The organism is Pseudomonadota bacterium, from assembly GCA_023229365.1.
GTDB lineage: Bacteria > Myxococcota_A > Polyangia > JAAYKL01 > JAAYKL01 > JALNZK01.
The window spans coordinates 1-18624 of sequence record JALNZK010000013.1 but is presented as its reverse complement, the minus strand read 5'-3'; the positions used below and the strand labels follow the sequence as shown (position 1 = coordinate 18624).

The window sequence follows — 18624 nt, the reverse complement described above, 5'->3', positions numbered from 1 at the left end:
GCGCCCTCGCGATCGGCGGGCGAGGCCAGCCTCTCCCCTACTTGGTCCCGATCTTGATCGCCCGCGCGGCGTCCGTGATGGCGCCGATCTTCACGGCGAAGCTCGAACGCCGCTCGATGTCCGCGTCGGTGATGATGTGCACGTCGAGCAGGCCGTCGCTCGTCTGCCCGGTGCGCAGGTAGTTGGCCTCCGCGAGGCAGACGCTCCACCCCTCGAGCCAGGTCGTCAGCTCTCGCCGCTGCCCCTCGTCGCCGTCGAAGTGGATGAGCAGGTCGATGTCGCTCGCCGGGCCGGCGGTCGCGTTCTTCGTGCTTCCGAAGACGTAGAGACCGCTGACCCCGAACCGCTGCGCGTCGAGCGCCTGGCCGATCCGCTCTGCCATGCGGAGGCGCCAGCGCCAGTGATCGCCGCCACCGTCGCGAACGGGCGACGAGACGTCCGGCTCGTAGTCCGCCGCCGACGCGGGCTCGCCGAGGAAGGCGAGCGCCTGGTCGCGCTCCGCGTTCATGAGGATGCGCAGCACCTTGCCGCCGGTGGCCGCCGGGACGTCGATCACGCGGACGACGTGAGAGAGACCCGCGTATTCGGGCAGGACGTTCGCCAGGATGTTCGGCGATCGGCTGAGGAACTCCTCGTTGAAGAGCACACCCTCGTCGTCCGGGTAGAGCGGCAGGTACCGGATCGACGCCTCGACGAGATCCTGGAAGAAGTGCGTCCCGAACGACAGGTCCGGCGTGTAGTTGCCCTTCTTGCGCGCCACCTCGACGAGCACCGCGGTGTTGTTGATGTCCGAGTACGTCGCCCGCACGCCGAGCTTGATATCGCCGCGGCTGCCCCAGCGCCCCGGCCCGATCAGGATGAACTGCCGCTTGGGCAGGAGCTTGTTGAGCCGGCCGACCGCCTGCCCGACCGCGACGAGCTGCTCGTGTTCTTCGAGGGCGTTGTACGCCTCGGGATCGACGTACACGACGTGCGTGATGTCCGGGACACGGCCGTTGGACACGTAGCGGCTCGCGGAGAAGACCACGTTCTCCTTCGGCACGTCCGGGATGATCGCGGCCTCCACGTTCTGCGAGCGGCTCTGGGGGCGGCACTGCAGGAGGTACAGGTGCTCACCGTCCGAGGCGAACTCGATGTCCACCGGCGTGCCGAGCGCCCGCTGCAGGGTATTCAGGATCACGCCGATCTGCTTGATGAACCCGCTCTGGTTCACGAGCCCGTCGAACGTCACGACGAAATCATCCTTCGCGAAGTCCGACATGAGCGCCGACGGCGCGGACAGGCGATCGTTCTTGAGCACCGATATCACCTTGGTGAGGGCCGGGTAGTCGCCCTCGCACTCGGTGAGGAGCTCGGCTAGGTCCTTGGTCTCGAAGCGCCCGCTCTCGAGGTCGATGACGTCGATCTTCTTCGGCGCGTAGCGGATGATCTCCTCGGTCGAGACGTTGACGCGCAGCTTGGGCTGTCCGGGCGCTATCAGGATCGGGTAGTCCTCGGTGATGCGATCCACGGCCCTCGTGCCGAGCCCGGGCACCAGCCGGATGAGGCCGTCCTCGCGCTTGATCCGCGGCGACCAGCGGAACTCGTTGGCGCTGAAGGCGACCCCCGCGAACGCCGGGAAGTAGTAGTGCCCGACGCGGGTGCCGACCACCTCCTGGATCATGATCCCCATCTCCTCGTTGAAGTCGAGCAGGCCGCGCTCGGCGCGGTACTCGATGGGGTCGGGGCCGAAGATCGACGCGTACACCTCGGCGATGGCGTCCTTCAGCGCGTCGAGGCGCTGCTTCCGCGTGCCCTGGTTCGCGAGGAACAGGCTCTTGTACTTCCCGGAGAACGCCGCGTCGAAGCGATCCTCGAGCAGGCTCGAGCTGCGGACGATGAGGGGCCTCTCGCCGAAGTCGTCGAGGGCGAGGGCGAGCCCCTTCGAGATCTCCATGGAGAAGTGGGAGTTCTTGAAGATCTGGACGATGTGCGGGTACTCTTGGCGCACCTCATCGATGGACTTGTACTTGTGCTCGAACACGTCGTCGATGTTGTTGTAGTGCTGGAAGTCGAGCAGCGTGTCCGAGGCCAGGTACCAGGTCTTCGGCGTGCGCACGTCCCCGATCCCGGGCGTGTTCCGGATCTCCCGGGAGAGGATGCGCTCCGCGAAGAACAGCCCGGAGCTCTTTCCTCCGAGGCGCCCGTGGCTCCGCGGCGCGGCGACGATGTGATCGACGAGCTCGAAGAAGTCCTCGATGCGGACGTAGGGCTTGACGACGTTGATGAGCCGGAGCTCGCCGCTGAAGAAGCGGGAGATGAGCGCGACGCGGACGCTCGCGTCCGAGGACTGCGACAGCTCCTGCTGCTCGGGCGCCTCGTGCTTGAAGCGCCGGATCGCGTCGGCGACGTCGTTCAGGGGAGAGTAGACGTCCGTGATCGGCTTTACCAGGGCGCTCGCCTTGTCCTCGTGGATCCAGTCCTGGATCGCGTCGAGGATCTCGAGGTCCGTCATGTGCGCGCTCGCCACGCGGAACGTCTCGTCGCTCAGCACGACGAGGCTCTCGGGTGACGTCCGGCGGCGGGGCTGGTTGGTCTCCCCGTTCATCGCGCCCGCGCGCCGATCCTCGCCGTAGCGCCTGAGGAGCGACTTGGCCTCCGCCACGCCGCGCCAGCAGAGCTGGTTCATCATCTTCCTGGAGACCCGGCCGAGGAGCCGCGGGTCGGTCCGCCTGAGGAGGTCGAGCGCGATGCGCCACTCGCTGGCCGCCTCGCGCCCGGAGCCGATCCGCTCCGCCACGAGATCCTCGAACATCCGGCGCAGGCGCTGGTGGAGGACGTAGTCGGCGATGCGCTCGGCGACAGTCTCGATGAGCTTGACCTCCTCCTTGAGGAACGGCCCCTGATCCGCCTGCGCGTGCTCCTCCCGGTAGGAGACCTCCAGCCTGCCGACGGCGGCTTCATGGACCACGATGTCGGCCTCGAGCGCGTGCGCGCCCCTCCGGTAGCCGGGCGTCTCGTACGCCTCCGCCTCGAAGTCGATGCGGGCCTGGCAGTCGTCCGCGTAGTGGAAGCCGTCGGGGATCGCGCGGATGATGCGAGCGAGAATCACCCCGAGCGGGCTGGACGCGTCCCGCAGGATCTCTTCGACGGCGTAGAGGCAGGAGAGCCCCTTGGCCCGCTCCTGCAAGGTGCTGAGCAGGCTGCCGACGGCGCGCGTCGTCCTCGACGGGCGGCTCTCATTCGTCATGACGCACCACCATCCCCCTGCGGCTGCGGCCGTCGACGGCGACCTCGACCGGGCGCGCCGGGCGCACGTGCCGCACGAACCGCGTCTCCCGGACGAGCGGCTGCTCCGAGAGCCACTTCCAGTCCACGCGCTCCGCCGCCTTCTCCGGCACGGAGAGGTAGAGTACCTCGAAGCTCGTGACGTTGTGGAAGAAATGGGAGCCCTGGCTCAGCGCCGTCTCCATCCCCTTCCTCCAGACCTCGATGACGGCGCGGGCGTTCCCGATCTGCGCCCAGGTCACGGGCACGCCGCGCCACGGATCCGACGTTCCCCAACGGCCGAAACCGACGAGCAGGTAGTGCCGCTGCTCGGCGGCCAGCGAGGCGTTGATGAGCGCGACCTCCATGGCGGCGTCGGCGGAGAACTTGGGCGCGAACGCGTCCGGCTTCAGGTAGACGATGTCCTCGAGATCGCTCCGCGCTCCGTTGCCGAGGGCGTCGGTCGAGGCGATGACGACGTCCGCGCCGCCCAGGCGCTCGACGGGCACCTCGATCTGGCCGCCGCTCACGACCATCGGCCGCACCTGGAGGAAGCCGAGGCGGGCGGGCTTCCCCCTGCGCGGGTCCAGGTCCACGGCGAGCTCGATCTCGACCTTGGCGCCGAGGGCCTCCTCGCACGCCGCGAGCAGGGCGCGCACGGCGTCGTTCAGCGGGACGTCGAACCCGTCCAGGAGCGGCGCGAAGTTCAGCACGCGGGGGCCGTCCGGCCCGGTCCCGGGCACGAGCCTGTCGGACTGCGGGTCGTAGGTCGACGCCAGGAGGTGCAGGCTGCCGTCGAGCTCGGCGTCGGCGAGGCGCCCCTGGACAAGGTGCTCGGCCTCGCGGATAGGATCCCACGCGGGCGCCTTGCCCATGTTCACAGCCCAGAACGCCGTCTGCGTGTGCTTCATCATGTCGGCGACGCCGTTGAACGGCGGCGGCGCGGTCGGACGCGCCGGCGAGTAGCTCCATACCGTGCCGCCGTCGACGATCGTCTTCCCGAGCCCGAGCGCCAGGTCGACGACGCCGTCGGCGGGATCCGCCCCCCCGCTCGGGTAGAAGTTGTGGGAGCGCGCGACGCCGGCGACGCCGGGGTAGAAGCGATCGCCGTACCGGCGGCCGACCACCTCCTGGACCAGCACCGCCATCTTCTCGTCCCCGGGCGCGCGGTCCACCGTCGCGAGGTAGCGCCGCGCGTCCGCGAAGAACGTCGACGCCCAGACGAGCTTCACAGCCTCGACGAGCCGCTTGAAGCGCTCGTCCGGCTGCGGCTGGTTGTTGGGGATCATCTTCGTCGCGTAGACGCCGGCGAACGGCCGGAAGATAGCGTCCTCCAGCGCGCTCGAGGAGCGCACCGCGAGCGGAGAGCGCACCTCCTCCGCGAGGGCGCGCAGATCGCCGACGAGCCGGGGCGGCAGGGCGCCGCCCTGGAACTCGTGGGCGATCCGTGCGTCCGGGAGGCCGACCACCGCGTCGGCGCCGAGGCCGTTCGCCGCGAGGAAGGCGTCGAAGTGCTCGGTGCCGATCACGGTGCAGTGCGGGATGGCGACGGAGATCCCCGGGAAGCGGCCCGCGGGGAAGAGGCGCGAGAGGGTGTCCGCGATCCCGGCGAGGCCGGCCGCCTTGCCGCCGATCTCGCCGGCGCCGATGCGCGTCAGCTCGTTCTCCGCCTTCAGGAACCGGCGGTCGAATTCGCGGATCACCCCCATCTCGCCACCTCTCTAGACCCAGCCGCGGTCCTTGCAGGCGCTCGCCACGCGGCTCACCGCGATCACGTAGGCGGCGTCGCGCATGTAGATCTTCTTCTTCTTCGCGAGATCGCTCACGGCGATGAACGCGGCGGTCATCTTCTGGTCGAGCTTGCCGAGCACCTCGTCCTTGTCCCAGAAGTAGTTCATGTTGCACTGCACCTGCTCGAAGTAGCTGCAGGTCACGCCGCCCGCGTTCGCGAGGAAGTCCGGGACGACGAAGATGCCCCGCTTCTCGATCACCGCGTCCGCCTCGGGGGTGGTCGGGCCGTTCGCGCCCTCGGCGAGGAGCTTCACGCGTTTCGAGATCTTGTCCACCGTCTGGGCGTTGATCTGGTTCTCGAGCGCCGCGGGGACGAGGATGTCGACGTCCTGCTCGATCCAGGCGTCGCCCGGCTTGAGCTCGTAGCCGAGCTTGCGCGCCTTCTCCTTGTCGATGCCGCCGAACTTGTCCGCGATGCCCCGCAGCTCCTCCAGGGAGATCCCGCCCTTCTTGAGGTAGGTGTACGACGCCTTGTCGTGCTGATCCCAGCAGGAGACCGCCATCGCCTTGCCGCCCATCTGCTCGAAGAGCTGGATCGCGTACTGCGACACGTTGCCGAACCCCTGGAACGACGCGGTCGTCTGGTCCGGGCGCAGCCCGAGCAGCTTGAGCGCCTCGCGCACGCAGAACATCACGCCGTAGCCGGTCGCCTCGGTGCGCCCGAGGGAGCCGCCCATGCCCACCGGCTTGCCGGTGATGAAGCCCGGGTACTTGGCGCCGTGGATCGCCTCGAACTCGTCGAGCATCCACAGCATGTGCTGGGCGTTCGTCATGACGTCCGGCGCCGGGATGTCGACGAGCGGCCCGACGTTCTTCGCCATCTGCCGGATCCAGCCGCGGCACAGCCGCTCCTGCTCGCCCTGGCTGAGATCGTGCGGATCGCACACGACGCCGCCCTTGCCGCCGCCGAGCGGGATGTCGACGACCGCGCACTTCCACGTCATCCACATCGAGAGCGCGCGCACGGTGTCGTGGGTCTCCTGCGGGTGGAAGCGGATGCCGCCCTTGCACGGGCCGCGGGCGTCGTTGTGCTGCACGCGGAAGCCGCGAAACACGCGGGTCGTTCCGTCGTCCATCTTGACCGGGATGCTGAAACCGAACTCCCGCATCGGCTCCCTGAGGATGCTGCGCGTCGCCGCATCAAGGTCGAGAAGGTCGGCTACCTTGTCGAACTGCCGCTGTGCCATCTCGAACGGGTTGAATGAACTGCTGGCCATGATGTGTACCTTCCTTTCCCGCCCGGGCCGAGCTCCGGTCCGAACTGCCGGCCGCCGCCTCCTAGCGGTAGTCGGCGCAACGAAACACGCCGCCTTCGACATAGCGGCGCTTGCACTTGTCCCTGTCCGCGCACGTGCCGCAGAGCCCCGCGGCCTGCCGCCTCGCGTTCGACACGGCCATCGCCTCCGGAGCCGGCGGCGCGCCGCGGCTCTCCGCCCCCGGGCCGAGGTAGCTGTCGCAGCAGAGCACCGGCCCCTCGCTGCGCTTGCGCAGGGCGCAGTCCGCCGCGTACACGCAACTCCCGCAGAGCTCCCCTTTCGGCCGCAGCGCCGTGCTCATCGCCGTCTCCGTGGCGTCCGGCGCCCGCCCGGGCGCCTCTGCCGCGCGGGGTATGAGCAAGCGCCGTGCCACGCCGCCTTTGCCGCGGCGAGTGCGGGGAAAGCGAGTGAAATCGGGCTCGACAGGTGCGCGGGGGCCAGCTCGGGCCGCCGCCGTCGCGGGGAAATCCGCCCGGCCGGGTGGAAACTCCCCGCCTACCGCCGCAGCTTTTCGCGCAGCGTCTTGCGGTCGATGCCGAGGATCTCGGCGGCGCGGGTCTTGTTGCCGTCCACCGAGGCGAGGACGCCGCGGATGTGCTCCGCCTCGACCTCGGCGAGGCTGCGGTCGAGGCCGCTCTCGCGGAAGCCCGCGCAGCGCATGAGCGGCGGGAAGTCCGGGACGTCGATGACGTCGCCGTCTGCCATGACCAGCAGGTTCTGGATCACGTTCTCGAGTGCGCGGACGTTGCCCGACCAGTGGTTGCGGCGCAGGAGGTTCAGCGCCGCGTCCGTGAAGCGCGGCACCGGCCGCTCCGCGTCGGCGGCGTACTTGGCGATGAAGTGGTTGGTGAGCAGGAGCACGTCGTCGCCGCGCTCGCGAAGCGGCGGCAACTCGATCGACACGACGTTGAGCCGGTAGTAGAGGTCCTCGCGGAAGAGCCCCCTTTGCCCCATCGCGGCGAGGTCCTTGTTGGTCGCGGCGAGGATCCGCGCGTCCACCGGCTGCGCGCGGGTCGATCCGACCATGCAGACCTCCTTGTCCTGGAGCACGCGCAGGAGCTTGACCTGCATCGCGAGGCTCGTCTCGCCGACCTCGTCGAGGAAGATGGTGCCGCCGTCCGCGGCCTGGAAGAAGCCGGCGCGCGTCTCGATGGCGCCCGTGAACGCGCCCTTGACGTAGCCGAACAGCTCGCTCTCCAGGAGCCCCTCGGGGATGCCGCCGCAGTTCACCGCCACGAACGACGACGCGGCGCGCGGCCCGCCGTAGTGGATGGCGCGCGCGATCAGCTCCTTGCCGGTGCCGCTCTCGCCGGTGATGAGCACCGTGGCCGACGACCGCGCGGTCTTCGCGATCATGCGATAGATTTGCTGCATCGCCTCCGACTCGCCGATGATCCCGTGGGGGGATCTCGGAGTGGTGAGCGTGCGTGAGCGCGCGGCCCTGCGGACCTGCAGCTTGTCGAGCGCCCGCGAGACCGCGGCGAACAGCTCGTCGGCGGTGAACGGCTTCGGGAGGTACTCCTCGGCGCCGCCCTTGACCGCCTCCACCGCCCCCTCCACCGTCGCGTAGCCGGTGATCATCATCACCTCGACGTCCGCGTGGTTCTCGCGGATGTGCCGCACGAGCTCCATGCCGCTCTGCCCGGGCATGCGGTAGTCCGTGATGACGAGGTCGATCGCGGAGCCCCGGAGCGTCTCGACGGCCTCGGCCGCGCAGCTCGCCGTGATCACCGTGTAGCCGCGCGACCTCAGGTTGCGCTGGATGACCTCGATCGTCGCCGGCGAGTCGTCGACGACGAGAATGCGTTCCTTGTCCTGTTGTCGGGTCATGGTTCCCTCTCGAGTGGAAGCCGCACTTCGAATGCGGCGCCGGCGCCGGCCTCGCTCCGGACCTCGATCGTTCCGCCGTGGGCCGCGACGATGCCGTGGACCACCGAGAGGCCGAGCCCGGTCCCCTGGTCGGCCGGCTTGGTGGTGAAAAACGGCACGAAGATCTTCCGCACGTTCTCCTTTGTCATGCCGACGCCGTCGTCCTGCACGATCATCGCCACCTCGCGCTCCCGGCGCCGCGTGCGGATCGTGAGCGTGCCGCCGCCCGGCATCGCCTGCATGGCGTTGACGGTGAGGTTCGTGAGCACCTGGAGCACCTGCCCCCTGTCCGCGTCGATGGCGGGCAGATCGGGATCCAGATCCCGGACGACGGAGACGCCCTGCCGCGCGCACTGCGCCTCGGTGAAGTAGAGGCCGTCCTGGATCACCTCGTTGAGATCGACGGGCGCCCGGCTCGGCGGCGACTGCCGGGCGAAGAGGCGCAGCTTGTTGACGATGTCGCGGGCGTGGAGGCACGCGGCGACGATCTTGTCGAGGTCCGCGCTCACCGCGTCGTCGAGACCGCCCTGCGCCGTCAAGAGCTGGGCGAACCCGAGGATGGCGCCGAGCGGCTCGTTGAGCTCGTGGGCCACGCCCGCGGCGAGCTGGCCTATCGTGGCGAGCCGATCCGCGTGCCGGATCTGTTCCTCGAGGAGCGCGCGCTGCTCGAGCGCCTCGCGGCGTTCGATGATGCCCGTCAGCTCGTTCGCCACCGCGTCGAGGAGCCGCCGCTCCTCCCGCAGGAAGGGACCCTCGTGCATCGCGGGCCGGATCGCGTCGTAGGCGATCCGGACAACGCCCCGCCGCTCGCCGCGGACGAAGATGTCCGCCTCCATGAACGCGACCTTTGCGGTGGCCGCGCCGGACTCGTAGGTCGAATCGTCGAGCACGATGCGCGCGGAGGCGATCTCCGGGTACATCATCGCCGGCGCCAGGAGCGAGGTGATCCCGGTGAGCACCTCGTCGAACGGCCGGTCGGACTGCTCCGCGAGCTGGGCGACGGCGACCAGGCAGCGCATCTCCTTCACGCGCTCGCGCAGCGAGGCGCCGGTGACGCGGTTCGCGAGCGCCACTGCGATGGAGCTGCCGACGATCTCGCACAGGATCCGCTCGTCCTCCGAGAACGGCCGCTCGGCACGGGCGATGCGAAGCGATCCGACGTCCTCGAACGCCCGCAGCCCGAGCGCGATGGCGTGCCCGCCCGCGGCGTCGAAGAGCGGCTCGGGCCCCGGATTCGTGATCCACTCGAGGCCCGAAGGGCGGCGCACGAGCCGGGCGCGGACCTCGATGCCTCCCAGCGTGAGGTCCCAAGCGACGACGTCCGCGGCGACGTGCTCGAGCAGGTCGCCCGAAACGCGCTGCAGGTACTGGCTCTCCGAGAGCTCGCCTCCGCCCAGCTGCGCGAGCGACCGCGAGAGATCGCGGAACGCGGAAAGCCGCGTCGCGTCCTCGCCCGGCAATCGATCCTTCTCCGCCGTCATGCGCCCTCGTCCACCCCGAGGCGCAATATATGCGCCGGCGGCGAAAACGCAAAGGAGACGGAGGGTTTCGAGGGCGCGCGGGGGTCGAGGAGATCACCAGGTGATCGTCACCTGTCCGTTGCCGTGGACCGACCGGAGCGTGATCGTTCCGGAGGTGGCGGCGTAGGAGCCGCCGCCGCCCGAGGGGTTAGCGGCGTCGCCGCAGGAGTGTGCCGCGCCGCCCGAGTAGCCGCCGCCGCCGCCGCCGCAGTCGTTGCCGCCGCCACCGCCCCCGCCGTAGCCGCCCGGGATGTAGGAGCAGCTCTCGGTCGTGTCGTTGCCCCCACCCGCGGATCCGGCCGCATACGACGCGCCGCCAGTGCTGGAGGAGCCGCTCGTGCCGTTCGTGAGGTAGCCGCCGCCGCCGCTGCCCTCCCAGGAGCACGTGCCGCCGCCGCCGCCGCCCGTCCCGCCGATGATGTCGTAGGAGGTGCCGCCGTCCGGCGTGATGCTCGCGTTGCCGCCGTTCGTGGTGCTGCCGTAGGCCGTCGCACCGCCGCCGCCGCCGGCGACGACGAGCGGCTCGGACGCCGAGCGCATGACGAACGAGCCGCCGCCACCACTCGCGCCGCAGCCGTCTCCCAGGAACGGCATGGCCGCGGGCTGCTGGCCCACGACGACGGAGATCGTCTCTCCGGGGGTGACCGCCACGGTGGCGACGACGCTGGCGCCGTACCCGCCGAGGTAGGAGCTCGAGTTGCCGCCGCTCGCACCGAGCGCCGCGACCGTGATCGAAGTGACGCCGACGGGCACCGTGAACGTCTGCGCCGTGCCCGTGTAGTCGAACACCGAGGAATCGGTGTCGGTGTCGGTGTCGGTGTCGGTGTCGGTGTCGGAATCGGTGTCGGTGTCCACGTCCGTGTCGGTGTCCGAGTCCGTATCGGTGTCCGAGTCCGTATCGGTGTCGGAATCGGTGTCGGTGTCGGTGTCGGTGTCCGTGTCGCAATCGGAGTCGGAGTCGGAATCGGAATCGGAATCCGAGTCGGAATCGGCGTCCGCGCCGGCGACGGCGGCGTCCGCACAGCCGTTGCCAAAGAATCCGGAGAGGAGAATGAGCATGAGGATAGGTGACGATTTCATCATGGGTGACATAATAACACTGCCGAGAGGCAAGGGAGGAACAGTATGCAAGACAATCACACTGGCGGAAATGCAGGAAGAATGCCCTCCGGGCAAGCGGTGGAGCTCAAGGGGCTCGTCGAGTACCAGTCCGGGGCGATCGTGAGCCGCGAGATCGCGAAGACCAAAGGGGGCACCGCGACGCTGTTCGCCTTCGACGCGGGGCAGGGGCTCTCGGAGCACACCGCTCCTTTCGACGCGATAATCACGGTGCTCGAGGGCGAGGCCGAGGTGGCGGTCGGGGGCGCGCCGACGAGGCCCGTCGCAGGGCAGGCGGTGCTCATGCCGGCGAACATCCCGCACGCCGTCCACGCGCTCGGCCGGTTCAAGATGCTGATCATCATGCTGCGCGACTGAGCGGGGCATGGGCGATTGGTTCGTCTACGTCGCGCGCTGTGCGGACGGAACGCTCTACACGGGCATCACCACGGACGTGCCCCGGCGGATCGAGGCGCACAACCGCGGTCGAGGATCGAAGTACACCGCGTCCAGGCGACCACTGGCGCTCGCGTACGTCGTCGGCGCGGCCGACAGGAGCGCGGCGAGCCGTCTGGAGCGGGAGATCAAGCGGCTCACGCGCGAGGAGAAGCTCGCGCTGATCGCTGCCGACCGGGAGGTTCCTGGGAGCGCGAGATCCTCACGGGCGTGAGGCTCGGCAAAGACCCCGAAGAGGCTGCGGCTTTGCACCGGGAAGTTGCCTGGGCCGGGGAGAGCGCGAGAGGCGCTGATTCCCTCTGGCCCCGAGTCGTGCGATTCTCTTGCGCATGAAGCGCCAGAAGCGATCGGCACCGGACGAGCGCGCGTTGCTGCCGCAGCTCCGACTGCTTGCCGACGGCGCCTTCTCGCGGACCGCGGGCGCGCCGCTCATCGGGGGGAACGAGGTCCTCCTGCTCGAGGACGCCGGCGAGAACTACCCGAGGTGGCTCGCGACGATCCGCTCGGCCAAGGACCACGTCCATTTCGAGAACTACTTCATCCAGGAGGACGACACCGGCAGCGAGCTGGCCGAGATGCTGAGCATCAAGGCGCGCGACGGCGTGCGCGTTCGGCTCGTCTACGACTGGCTGGGCAGCTTCGGCCGGGCATCGCGGAGGTTCTGGCGGGAGCTGCGGGCGGCCGGCGTCGAGGTCCGGGCGTACAACCCCCCGCGGCTCTCGAGCCCGCTCGGGCTGTTCTCGCGCGATCACAGGAAGACGCTCGTGGTCGACAACGAGATCGGTTTCGTCTCCGGGCTGTGCGTGGGGGACGCCTGGGTCGGCGATCCGGAGCGCGGGATAGCGCCGTGGCGCGACACTGGGGTGCAGATCAGGGGGCCCGCGGTCGCGGATATCGAGCGCGCCTTCGCCCGCACCTGGGCGCTCTGCGGCGATCCCTTGTCCGAACCCGTCGAGGCGCCGCCCCCCGCCGGCGAGGTGAGCCTGCGCATCGTTTCGAGCGAGCCGTCCACGGCCGGCATGCTCCGACTGGATCAGCTGATCGCCGCGCTCGCGCGCAAGCGGCTGTGGCTGTCGGACGCCTACTTCAACGGCACCACCCTGTACATCCAGGCGCTGAGGGCCGCGGCGCGGGACGGCGTGGATGTGCGCCTCCTCCTCCCGAGCACGACCGACATCCCGATCCTCCAGCCGGTGTCGCGCGCGAGCTACAGGACGCTCCTCGAGGCGGGCGTGCGGATCTTCGAGTGGAACGGGACGATGGTGCACGCCAAGACGGCCGTCACCGACGGGCGCTGGTCGCGGGTGGGCTCGACGAACCTCAACGTGGCGAGCTGGTTCAGCAACTGCGAGCTCGACGCCGTCATCGAGGACGACGCGTTCGGCGCCCAGATGGAGGAGATGTACCTGCGCGATCTCGAGAACGCGACCGAGATCATCCTCGACGTGCGGTGCAAGGTGCGCGCACCAGGAAGGCCCGCTCGCGGGCGCCATCGCGTCGGGCACACCTATGAGAAGTCGACGCGTGTCGCGGCCGGCGCGGTCCGCATCGGCCGAACGGTCGGCGCGGCGCTGACGGACCGCCGGGTCCTGGGATCCGTCGAGTCGCGCCTCGCAATCCTCACGGGTCTCCTTGTCTGCAGCCTCGCCGCGCTCGTGGCGATCTTCCCGCGCGTCCTCGCCTACCCCGCGGCCGCCATCGGCGCGTGGATCGGCCTCGCGCTCCTCTGGCGGGGGTTCAAGCTCGCCCGGGAGAGGAAGAAGCGGCTGGACACCAAGTGATCGACGCGTCCGCTCCGAGCGACAGCCGCGTGTCCCGCACCCGGACGAGCTCGAGGCCGCTCGCGCTGCCGTCGCCGTGGCCGATGCCGTTCGTCGATCCGGTGTCGAACACGCGGAGGCTCTCGTCCACCATCAGGAAGAGGGCGTGGACCCGCGAGATCAGCTCGGACATCGGAGCGTTTTCGCAGTTGATGTCGCAGCGCGAGTACCGGCCGAACAGGATGCCTTTGCGCAGCGCGACGTCGTCCACGGCGATCTCGGAGCAAAGGCCGCCGATGTCGACCACGAACCGGCCGACCTGCGGATGGTCCGCTCCGCCGCGCAGGAGCCGGCGCGCGCGCCCCCCCTCGAGCGACATCATCGCCGAGCGCGTCGTCACCCCGGAGATCTCCCCGAGTCGCCTCTCGGGCGGCGCGTCCGGGAGCCACCGCTCCGGCTCCGGCCAGGCGAGGTCGTCGTACGGGACGACGCGGCCGTCGCGGAACAGATCACCCGTCGGGATCGCGAACAGCGCCGAGTTTCCGACGCGCAGCCGCAAAGGGCCGTTGGCGATGACCGACCTGTGCGGTGCGCCGCTCGCGTCGAACATCCCTGTGCCCGAGCGCAGGTCGAGCGCGCGGAAGATCGGGCAGCCGTCGTCGGTGACCCGCGCGATCAGGATCGCGTGCCGGAGCGACAGCGCGCTGTCGGACGGGAGCGAGAGCGACGTCGCGTCGTGCCGGCCCAAAAGGCCCGACCACAACCTTCCGGCCTCGCGGCGCGCGTAAAGCCCCCCTGCGCGCTCGCCGCTGCTCGGCGACGCCGCGGCGACGACGATCCCGTCCACGCCCGGATCGATCTTCGCGAACGCCTCCCCGGCGAGCAGCTCGAACCCCGCCCGCAGCAGCTTCCCGGACCAGGAGAGCGAGACGAGCGGCGAGATCATCGTCCGTTCGTTCACGTCGCGTCCGATTCTGCTGTCGTGGGAGGCGCCCGGGGAGCTGGTCATGCTGGAAACGTAAGCACGATCGGGGAAGATGAAAGGATCCCGGCTCGGCCGTGCCGCGGATCGGGGCCGGCGCGGCGCGATCGACGCCGGAAGGATCAGTCGTTCTTCGCCTCGCACTTGCCGTCGTCGGCGCGGCACTCGCCCTGCTTGCACTCGTCGCGGAAGAACCGCCACTCCTCGCACCTGGAGCCGTCCGGGAACACGCACACGCCGAACTGCCCCGCCGGCTCGGTGCGCATCTCGAGCTTCCCGCCCTTCTCCTCGCAGTTCACGGACGCGGGGTTCGCGAGCTGTGGCGCCGGAGCGCCGGCCGCCGTTTCCGGAGCCGCCTCGAACGTGCCGAGTCGGGCCTCGTCCTGCGGAGGAGGCGCTCCGCTCGTGCCGGTGCCGCACGCGGCGCACGCGAAGCACGCTGCGAACGAGAAGATGCCGACGAACGCCCAGGGTGTCGTGGTTGCGGTCATTGGGCCTCCTGTGAAAGTGGATACGACACAGGGTAGCGCCGGTTGGGATCGGGCTGCAAGCGGGGAAGCCCGTTTCCGTAGGACGCCCATTTCCGTCGCCTATGGGTTCATGCTACAGTCCTCGCGTCCACCAAGCACGAGGCACCGATGGCGAACCGATCCAACCTGGTCCGCGAGGTCGAGGGCGCGCTCACGCGGGCGCCGCGGAAGTCGCCGTCCGGGCGGTACGCGGTGTACGTGCCGGGCGCGGTCGTGCTCGGGACCTACAACCGGAAGGCGGAGGCCCGCGACGTTGCCGCCGCCTGGACGGCGATGGTGCCGGAGGTGGTCATCGTGGATCTGCGTGCGACCGCGACGTAGCGTTCTTGGTAAAGAACCTCTATTAGGATCTTGACAGTTCAACGCGCCCGAGTACCTTCCATCTGCCCGTCGCGCGGAGCGCGGGTGGGCCAACATAGCTCAGTCGGTAGAGCAGCTGATTCGTAATCAGCAGGTCCGCGGTTCAAATCCGCGTGTTGGCTCTGAAAGCCCCGGAAATCATTCAGGTTTCCGGGGTTTTCTTTTATCGTGTCATCGATAGACTTGGTCACTCTCGCACCACTGTCGCACTTTGGCGGAGCGCTGTCCTGGAATCAGCAGGTCTTGTTTTTATCAACAGATCAGTTTTTGCGCGAGGAACGCATCGCCTCTTCAGCGGTCGAGCGGAAGGAGTGCTCTGCCTTCCAGCGGTCGACCTCGGAGACTACGTACACCACTCGGGCATGAGGTCCCTCGCCCTGGCGGATGTAGTGCGGCCCCTTCCCCTCGAGTCGCCACTTCCTGAGCGTCTGCGGCCTCAGGCCCATCCGCCGCGCTGCGGCCGGGCTCGAGATCACCGCCTCGCCGTCGACGAACATCGGCCGCTCGGCCTTCACGGGCGGCGCGATCGCCTGCGCTGCGCCGGCCGCGGCGTCCTGCGCGCCTATCGCCTTCACCTCTTTCCTCAACCGCCCGTCCTTCGCCTTGCTCTTCTTCGAATCGCTTAAGTTCTCTTTTTCACGTTGCGAGACCGCAGGTTCGGCCGGTTCGTCGTCGACCACGTGCGACGCTGGAGCCTCGAGGTTGCCACCGTTCGCTCCCGGCGCTTCGGCCGCGGAGCGCTGCCGGCGAAGCATCTCGTCGAGGTCGACGCCTTTCATGTACTGCGCGACGAACGCCTTCCGGTCTTCCGCCCAGAACTCGCTATCCACGAGCGCGTCGACGGTTTCGTCGAGCCGCTCGATCTCCTCAGCGTAGCTCGGCACTCTCCTCGTTTTCCATGCAAGGTAGTACGCCAGGATGAAGAACAACGCCTTGCGCTCGCTCGTGTCTACCGAGGTGTCGTAGAGTTTCTTCCACGCCAGGTCTTCGTACTCGAACTCGGCGAGCGATAGCCAGTCGACGGCCTTGTCGGCGTTCTGGATCGGTAGACCTGCGGTGACCTGCAAATACTTCAGAAACTCCCGGTGCCTCAGCCGCCCTTCAGCCGTTAGTCGCTTCTGCTCGGCACGCATCCGTTCGGGGTTGGGGTTTGCGCACTCAACGAAGATGTTCGGTCCATTGAGCCACGCCCGTTCTTTATCCGCGGTCTCCATCTCGAGATCATGGACTTTCCAGGTTGGCTCAAACTCCCTCTTCGGCATTATTCGTCCTCTTTGCTCAACGGTTAGCCAATCCGAACGAGTCAACCTCGCTCGTGCAAGGTGACAACAAAATAATCACTCTTTCTGTCACGTCGAGAGATCGCTCAAACTAATAAATGGAAGGCCACGTGCGCGACAAGCCGACGGTGTCCATCTACCCAAGTGCAACCCATCAACACCGCGGCCGCACTCGATCCCGTGCCATTTTTTCGTGTTTACCTACGTAAACCTGAAAAATTTTGAGCAAGAAATGCGCATGCAGGCGTCGATCAACACCATGGAGCAGCGGACGAGCCGGTCGTCGCGAAGAACCGAGCGAATAAAAGGAAAAAGTAGTCATCACGTCCGCTCCGTTCGGCCGCTCCTTGCCGATCCTTCCGGTGCGGCGGTAGGATGTCCTGGTACTCGATTCTTTTGTATGGGGGCAAACGATGAAAACGATCCGACTGTTCGTCGTGGCGCTGCTTGCCACGACCGCCCTGCCCTGCTGCGGCGGCGGCTCGAGCGGCAACCCCGACGCATCCACAGACACAGACACGGACACAGACACAGACACAGACACAGACTCGGACTCGGGCACGGACACCGATTCGGACACCGACACCGACTCCGATACCGGGTTCGGCGCGACCTCCCTCAAGCTGTACGCGCAGGATCAGATGGCGCAGGCCGCTTTCGGAAGCTGCGTCGCCGTGGAGGGCACGACCGCCGTGGTCGGGGCCAAAGACAACCTGGGCTCTGTGGGCGTCTTCGTGCAGACGGACGGGCTCTGGATGCCCACCGTGCTGCTCACGCCGAGCGACGGTGTGCTCGACGACCAGTTCGGTGCCTCGGTGTCCATGAGCGGCGACACGTTCGTGGTCGGCGCGCCGCTGCACGACGCCGCTGACGACCTTTCCGGATCCGCCTACGTATTTGTCGGCGACGGATGGGACTGGATCGAGCAGGCGGAGCTGATACCGAGCGACGCGGCGGAGGGGCACTTATTCGGCGGCGCCGTCGCGATCTCCGGGGACACCATCGCGGTCGGCAGGACGGCGGACGACGAGGCAGGGGCGTACGCCGGCGCGGTGTACATCTTCGAGCGGACCGGCAGCGACTGGACCGAGACGCTGAAGCTCATGCCAGACGACGCCGAGGCCGGGGCGTCGTTCGGGCGCGGGGTCGCGCTGGAGGGCGACACGCTCGTGGTGGCCGCGTCCAGCGACGACGACTGCGGGGAGAACACAGGCATCTACTACTTCTTCGAAAGGAACGGGACGGCGTGGGAGCAGCGATCGAAGCTCTGGCCAGCCGACTGCGCGGCGGGCAGCTCGGGCTTCGCGTCGATCGCGCTCCGCGGTGACACGGCCGCCGTCGGCTACGCCTTCGAGGGCAGCACCGGCGCGGCGTACGTATTCCAGCGCGCGGGCAGCGTTTGGACCGAGAGCCAGAAGCTTCTCCCTTCGGATCCGTTGACCGCCGTGGCCTTCGGCGCGAGCGTCTTCATCGGCGCCGACTACGCGATCTACGTCGGCGACAAGGCGGACACGGAGTCGTGCAATAACTGCGGCTCGGTCCACGTGTTCGCGCAGGACGGCGGGACATGGGGCTTCCAGGAGAAGATCCTGTCGATCGACCCGGACGCCTTCGATTACTTCGGGCGCTCCATTGCCGTCGTGGGCGACGAGATGCTCGTGGCCTCCACCGGCAACTGGAACGACACCATGCAGATCTTCCGGCGCGAAGCCGGGACCTGGACGCCGCAGAAGAAGCTCCGCCCCATACTCACGCCGGGCGACCACTTCGGCGACTCCGTGGCGCTCACCGGGGAGTTCGCGATCGGGGGCGCGCCCGACGACGACGACAGCGGCTACAAGTTCGGCTCCGCGACGATCTTCTTCAACGACGGCTCGGGGTGGCGGCGGCGGATGCGGCTGATCCCGACCGACGGCGTCGAGGACATGCGGTTCGGCGCCACGGTCGCGCTGGAAGGCAGCACCGCGCTCATCGGCGCGCCGCTCGACGAGGTCCACGGCGCGGGCTCGGGCTCGGCGTACGTCTACGTCCGCTCCGGCTCGCTGTGGACACGGCAGGCGAAGATCGCGCCCGCCGACGGCGCCGTCGACGACAACTTCGGCACGGCGCTCGCGCTCAGCGGGGACACGCTCGCGGCCGGCGTCTCGCTGGCCGACGACGACGGCTCCAACTCGGGCTCCGTGTACGTCTACGTCCGCTCGGGGGCGGTGTGGTCGCAGGAGGCCGAGCTGCACGCGAGCGACGCCGCCGCGGAAGACGGATTCGGCTACGCGGTGTCGATCTCGGGCGACACGCTGTTCGCGAGCGCGCCCTGGGACGACGACGCGGGCAGCGGCTCGGGCTCGGTGTACGTCTTCGAGCGCACCGGCAGCGCCTGGTGTAGACGATCTTCGAAAAGCGCGGCGTTTCGATCGCGGCCAGCGCGATCGTTTTCATGGAAAAGCGGATCGGTGCGAAGCCGCGTAGAGGCGCGGCG

General features: G+C 68.7%; 15 protein-coding genes and 1 tRNA gene. 6 read left to right on the top strand and 10 right to left on the bottom strand.

Annotation, left to right across the window (positions count from 1 at the left end; genetic code table 11):
• Positions 1 to 37: 37 nt before the first annotated feature.
• From M0R80_09365 to M0R80_09335, 7 genes are all read right to left on the bottom strand, one after another.
• On the bottom strand, positions 38 to 3229 hold the full coding sequence (locus tag M0R80_09365) for a nucleotidyltransferase domain-containing protein (GenBank protein MCK9459832.1): 3192 nt from the start codon (positions 3227 to 3229) through the stop codon (positions 38 to 40).
• Positions 3219 to 4949 carry a PEP/pyruvate-binding domain-containing protein gene (locus tag M0R80_09360; protein ID MCK9459831.1) on the bottom strand — a complete coding sequence of 577 codons (1731 nt, stop codon included), beginning with the start codon at positions 4947 to 4949 and terminating at the stop codon, positions 3219 to 3221. Before M0R80_09360 ends, M0R80_09365 begins: the two co-directional genes overlap by 11 nt.
• 18 nt (positions 4950 to 4967) lie before the next feature.
• A complete protein-coding gene (locus M0R80_09355; protein MCK9459830.1) occupies positions 4968 to 6254 on the bottom strand; it encodes a Glu/Leu/Phe/Val dehydrogenase in 1287 nt (428 codons plus the stop codon).
• A gap of 61 nt (positions 6255 to 6315) precedes the next feature.
• Entirely contained in the window at positions 6316 to 6654 is a 339-nt protein-coding gene (locus M0R80_09350; protein ID MCK9459829.1) for a hypothetical protein, read from the bottom strand.
• Positions 6655 to 6788: 134 nt separating this feature from the next.
• Complete coding sequence (locus M0R80_09345) at positions 6789 to 8123, bottom strand: sigma-54 dependent transcriptional regulator (protein MCK9459828.1); 1335 nt, start codon at positions 8121 to 8123, stop codon at positions 6789 to 6791.
• Positions 8120 to 9643: an ATP-binding protein gene (locus tag M0R80_09340; GenBank protein ID MCK9459827.1), complete on the bottom strand. Its 1524-nt coding sequence runs from the start codon at positions 9641 to 9643 to the stop codon at positions 8120 to 8122. Before M0R80_09340 ends, M0R80_09345 begins: the two co-directional genes overlap by 4 nt.
• 93 nt (positions 9644 to 9736) lie before the next feature.
• Complete coding sequence (locus M0R80_09335; protein ID MCK9459826.1) at positions 9737 to 10765, bottom strand: hypothetical protein; 1029 nt, start codon at positions 10763 to 10765, stop codon at positions 9737 to 9739.
• A gap of 78 nt (positions 10766 to 10843) precedes the next feature.
• On the opposite strand from M0R80_09335, the gene M0R80_09330 reads away from it, so the two are divergent.
• The 3 genes from M0R80_09330 to M0R80_09320 all read left to right on the top strand — a co-directional run bounded on the left by M0R80_09330 (position 10844) and on the right by M0R80_09320 (position 13017).
• On the top strand, positions 10844 to 11158 hold the full coding sequence (locus M0R80_09330) for a cupin domain-containing protein (protein ID MCK9459825.1): 315 nt from the start codon (positions 10844 to 10846) through the stop codon (positions 11156 to 11158).
• 7 nt (positions 11159 to 11165) lie between these two features.
• The gene (locus M0R80_09325) at positions 11166 to 11450 is read left to right on the top strand and encodes a GIY-YIG nuclease family protein (protein ID MCK9459824.1); all 285 of its coding nucleotides are present in this window, start codon (positions 11166 to 11168) and stop codon (positions 11448 to 11450) included.
• Between the two features lie 115 nt (positions 11451 to 11565).
• Entirely contained in the window at positions 11566 to 13017 is a 1452-nt protein-coding gene (locus tag M0R80_09320; protein MCK9459823.1) for a phospholipase D-like domain-containing protein, read from the top strand.
• On the opposite strand, the gene M0R80_09315 is transcribed toward M0R80_09320, so the two are convergent.
• On the bottom strand, positions 12974 to 14005 hold the full coding sequence (locus M0R80_09315) for an FHA domain-containing protein (protein MCK9459822.1): 1032 nt from the start codon (positions 14003 to 14005) through the stop codon (positions 12974 to 12976). The genes M0R80_09320 and M0R80_09315 overlap by 44 nt on opposite strands.
• A 95-nt stretch (positions 14006 to 14100) precedes the next feature.
• Positions 14101 to 14469, bottom strand: coding sequence for a DUF333 domain-containing protein (locus tag M0R80_09310; protein MCK9459821.1), 369 nt, complete (start codon positions 14467 to 14469; stop codon positions 14101 to 14103).
• A 147-nt stretch (positions 14470 to 14616) separates the two neighbouring features.
• Between M0R80_09310 and M0R80_09305 the strand changes: the two genes are divergently transcribed.
• Together M0R80_09305 and M0R80_09300 are read left to right on the top strand one after the other, a co-directional pair.
• Entirely contained in the window at positions 14617 to 14829 is a 213-nt protein-coding gene (locus tag M0R80_09305) for a hypothetical protein (GenBank protein ID MCK9459820.1), read from the top strand.
• A gap of 88 nt (positions 14830 to 14917) precedes the next feature.
• Positions 14918 to 14990 (top strand) — tRNA-Thr (locus tag M0R80_09300).
• Positions 14991 to 15128: 138 nt separating this feature from the next.
• Here the strand turns inward: M0R80_09300 and M0R80_09295 are convergent.
• Positions 15129 to 16130, bottom strand: a complete 1002-nt coding sequence (locus M0R80_09295; protein ID MCK9459819.1) for a hypothetical protein — start codon at positions 16128 to 16130, stop codon at positions 15129 to 15131.
• A 431-nt stretch (positions 16131 to 16561) separates the two neighbouring features.
• Here M0R80_09295 and M0R80_09290 point away from each other — a divergent pair.
• A partial coding sequence (locus M0R80_09290; protein ID MCK9459818.1) for an FG-GAP repeat protein occupies positions 16562 to 18624 on the top strand: 2063 nt, incomplete at its 3' end.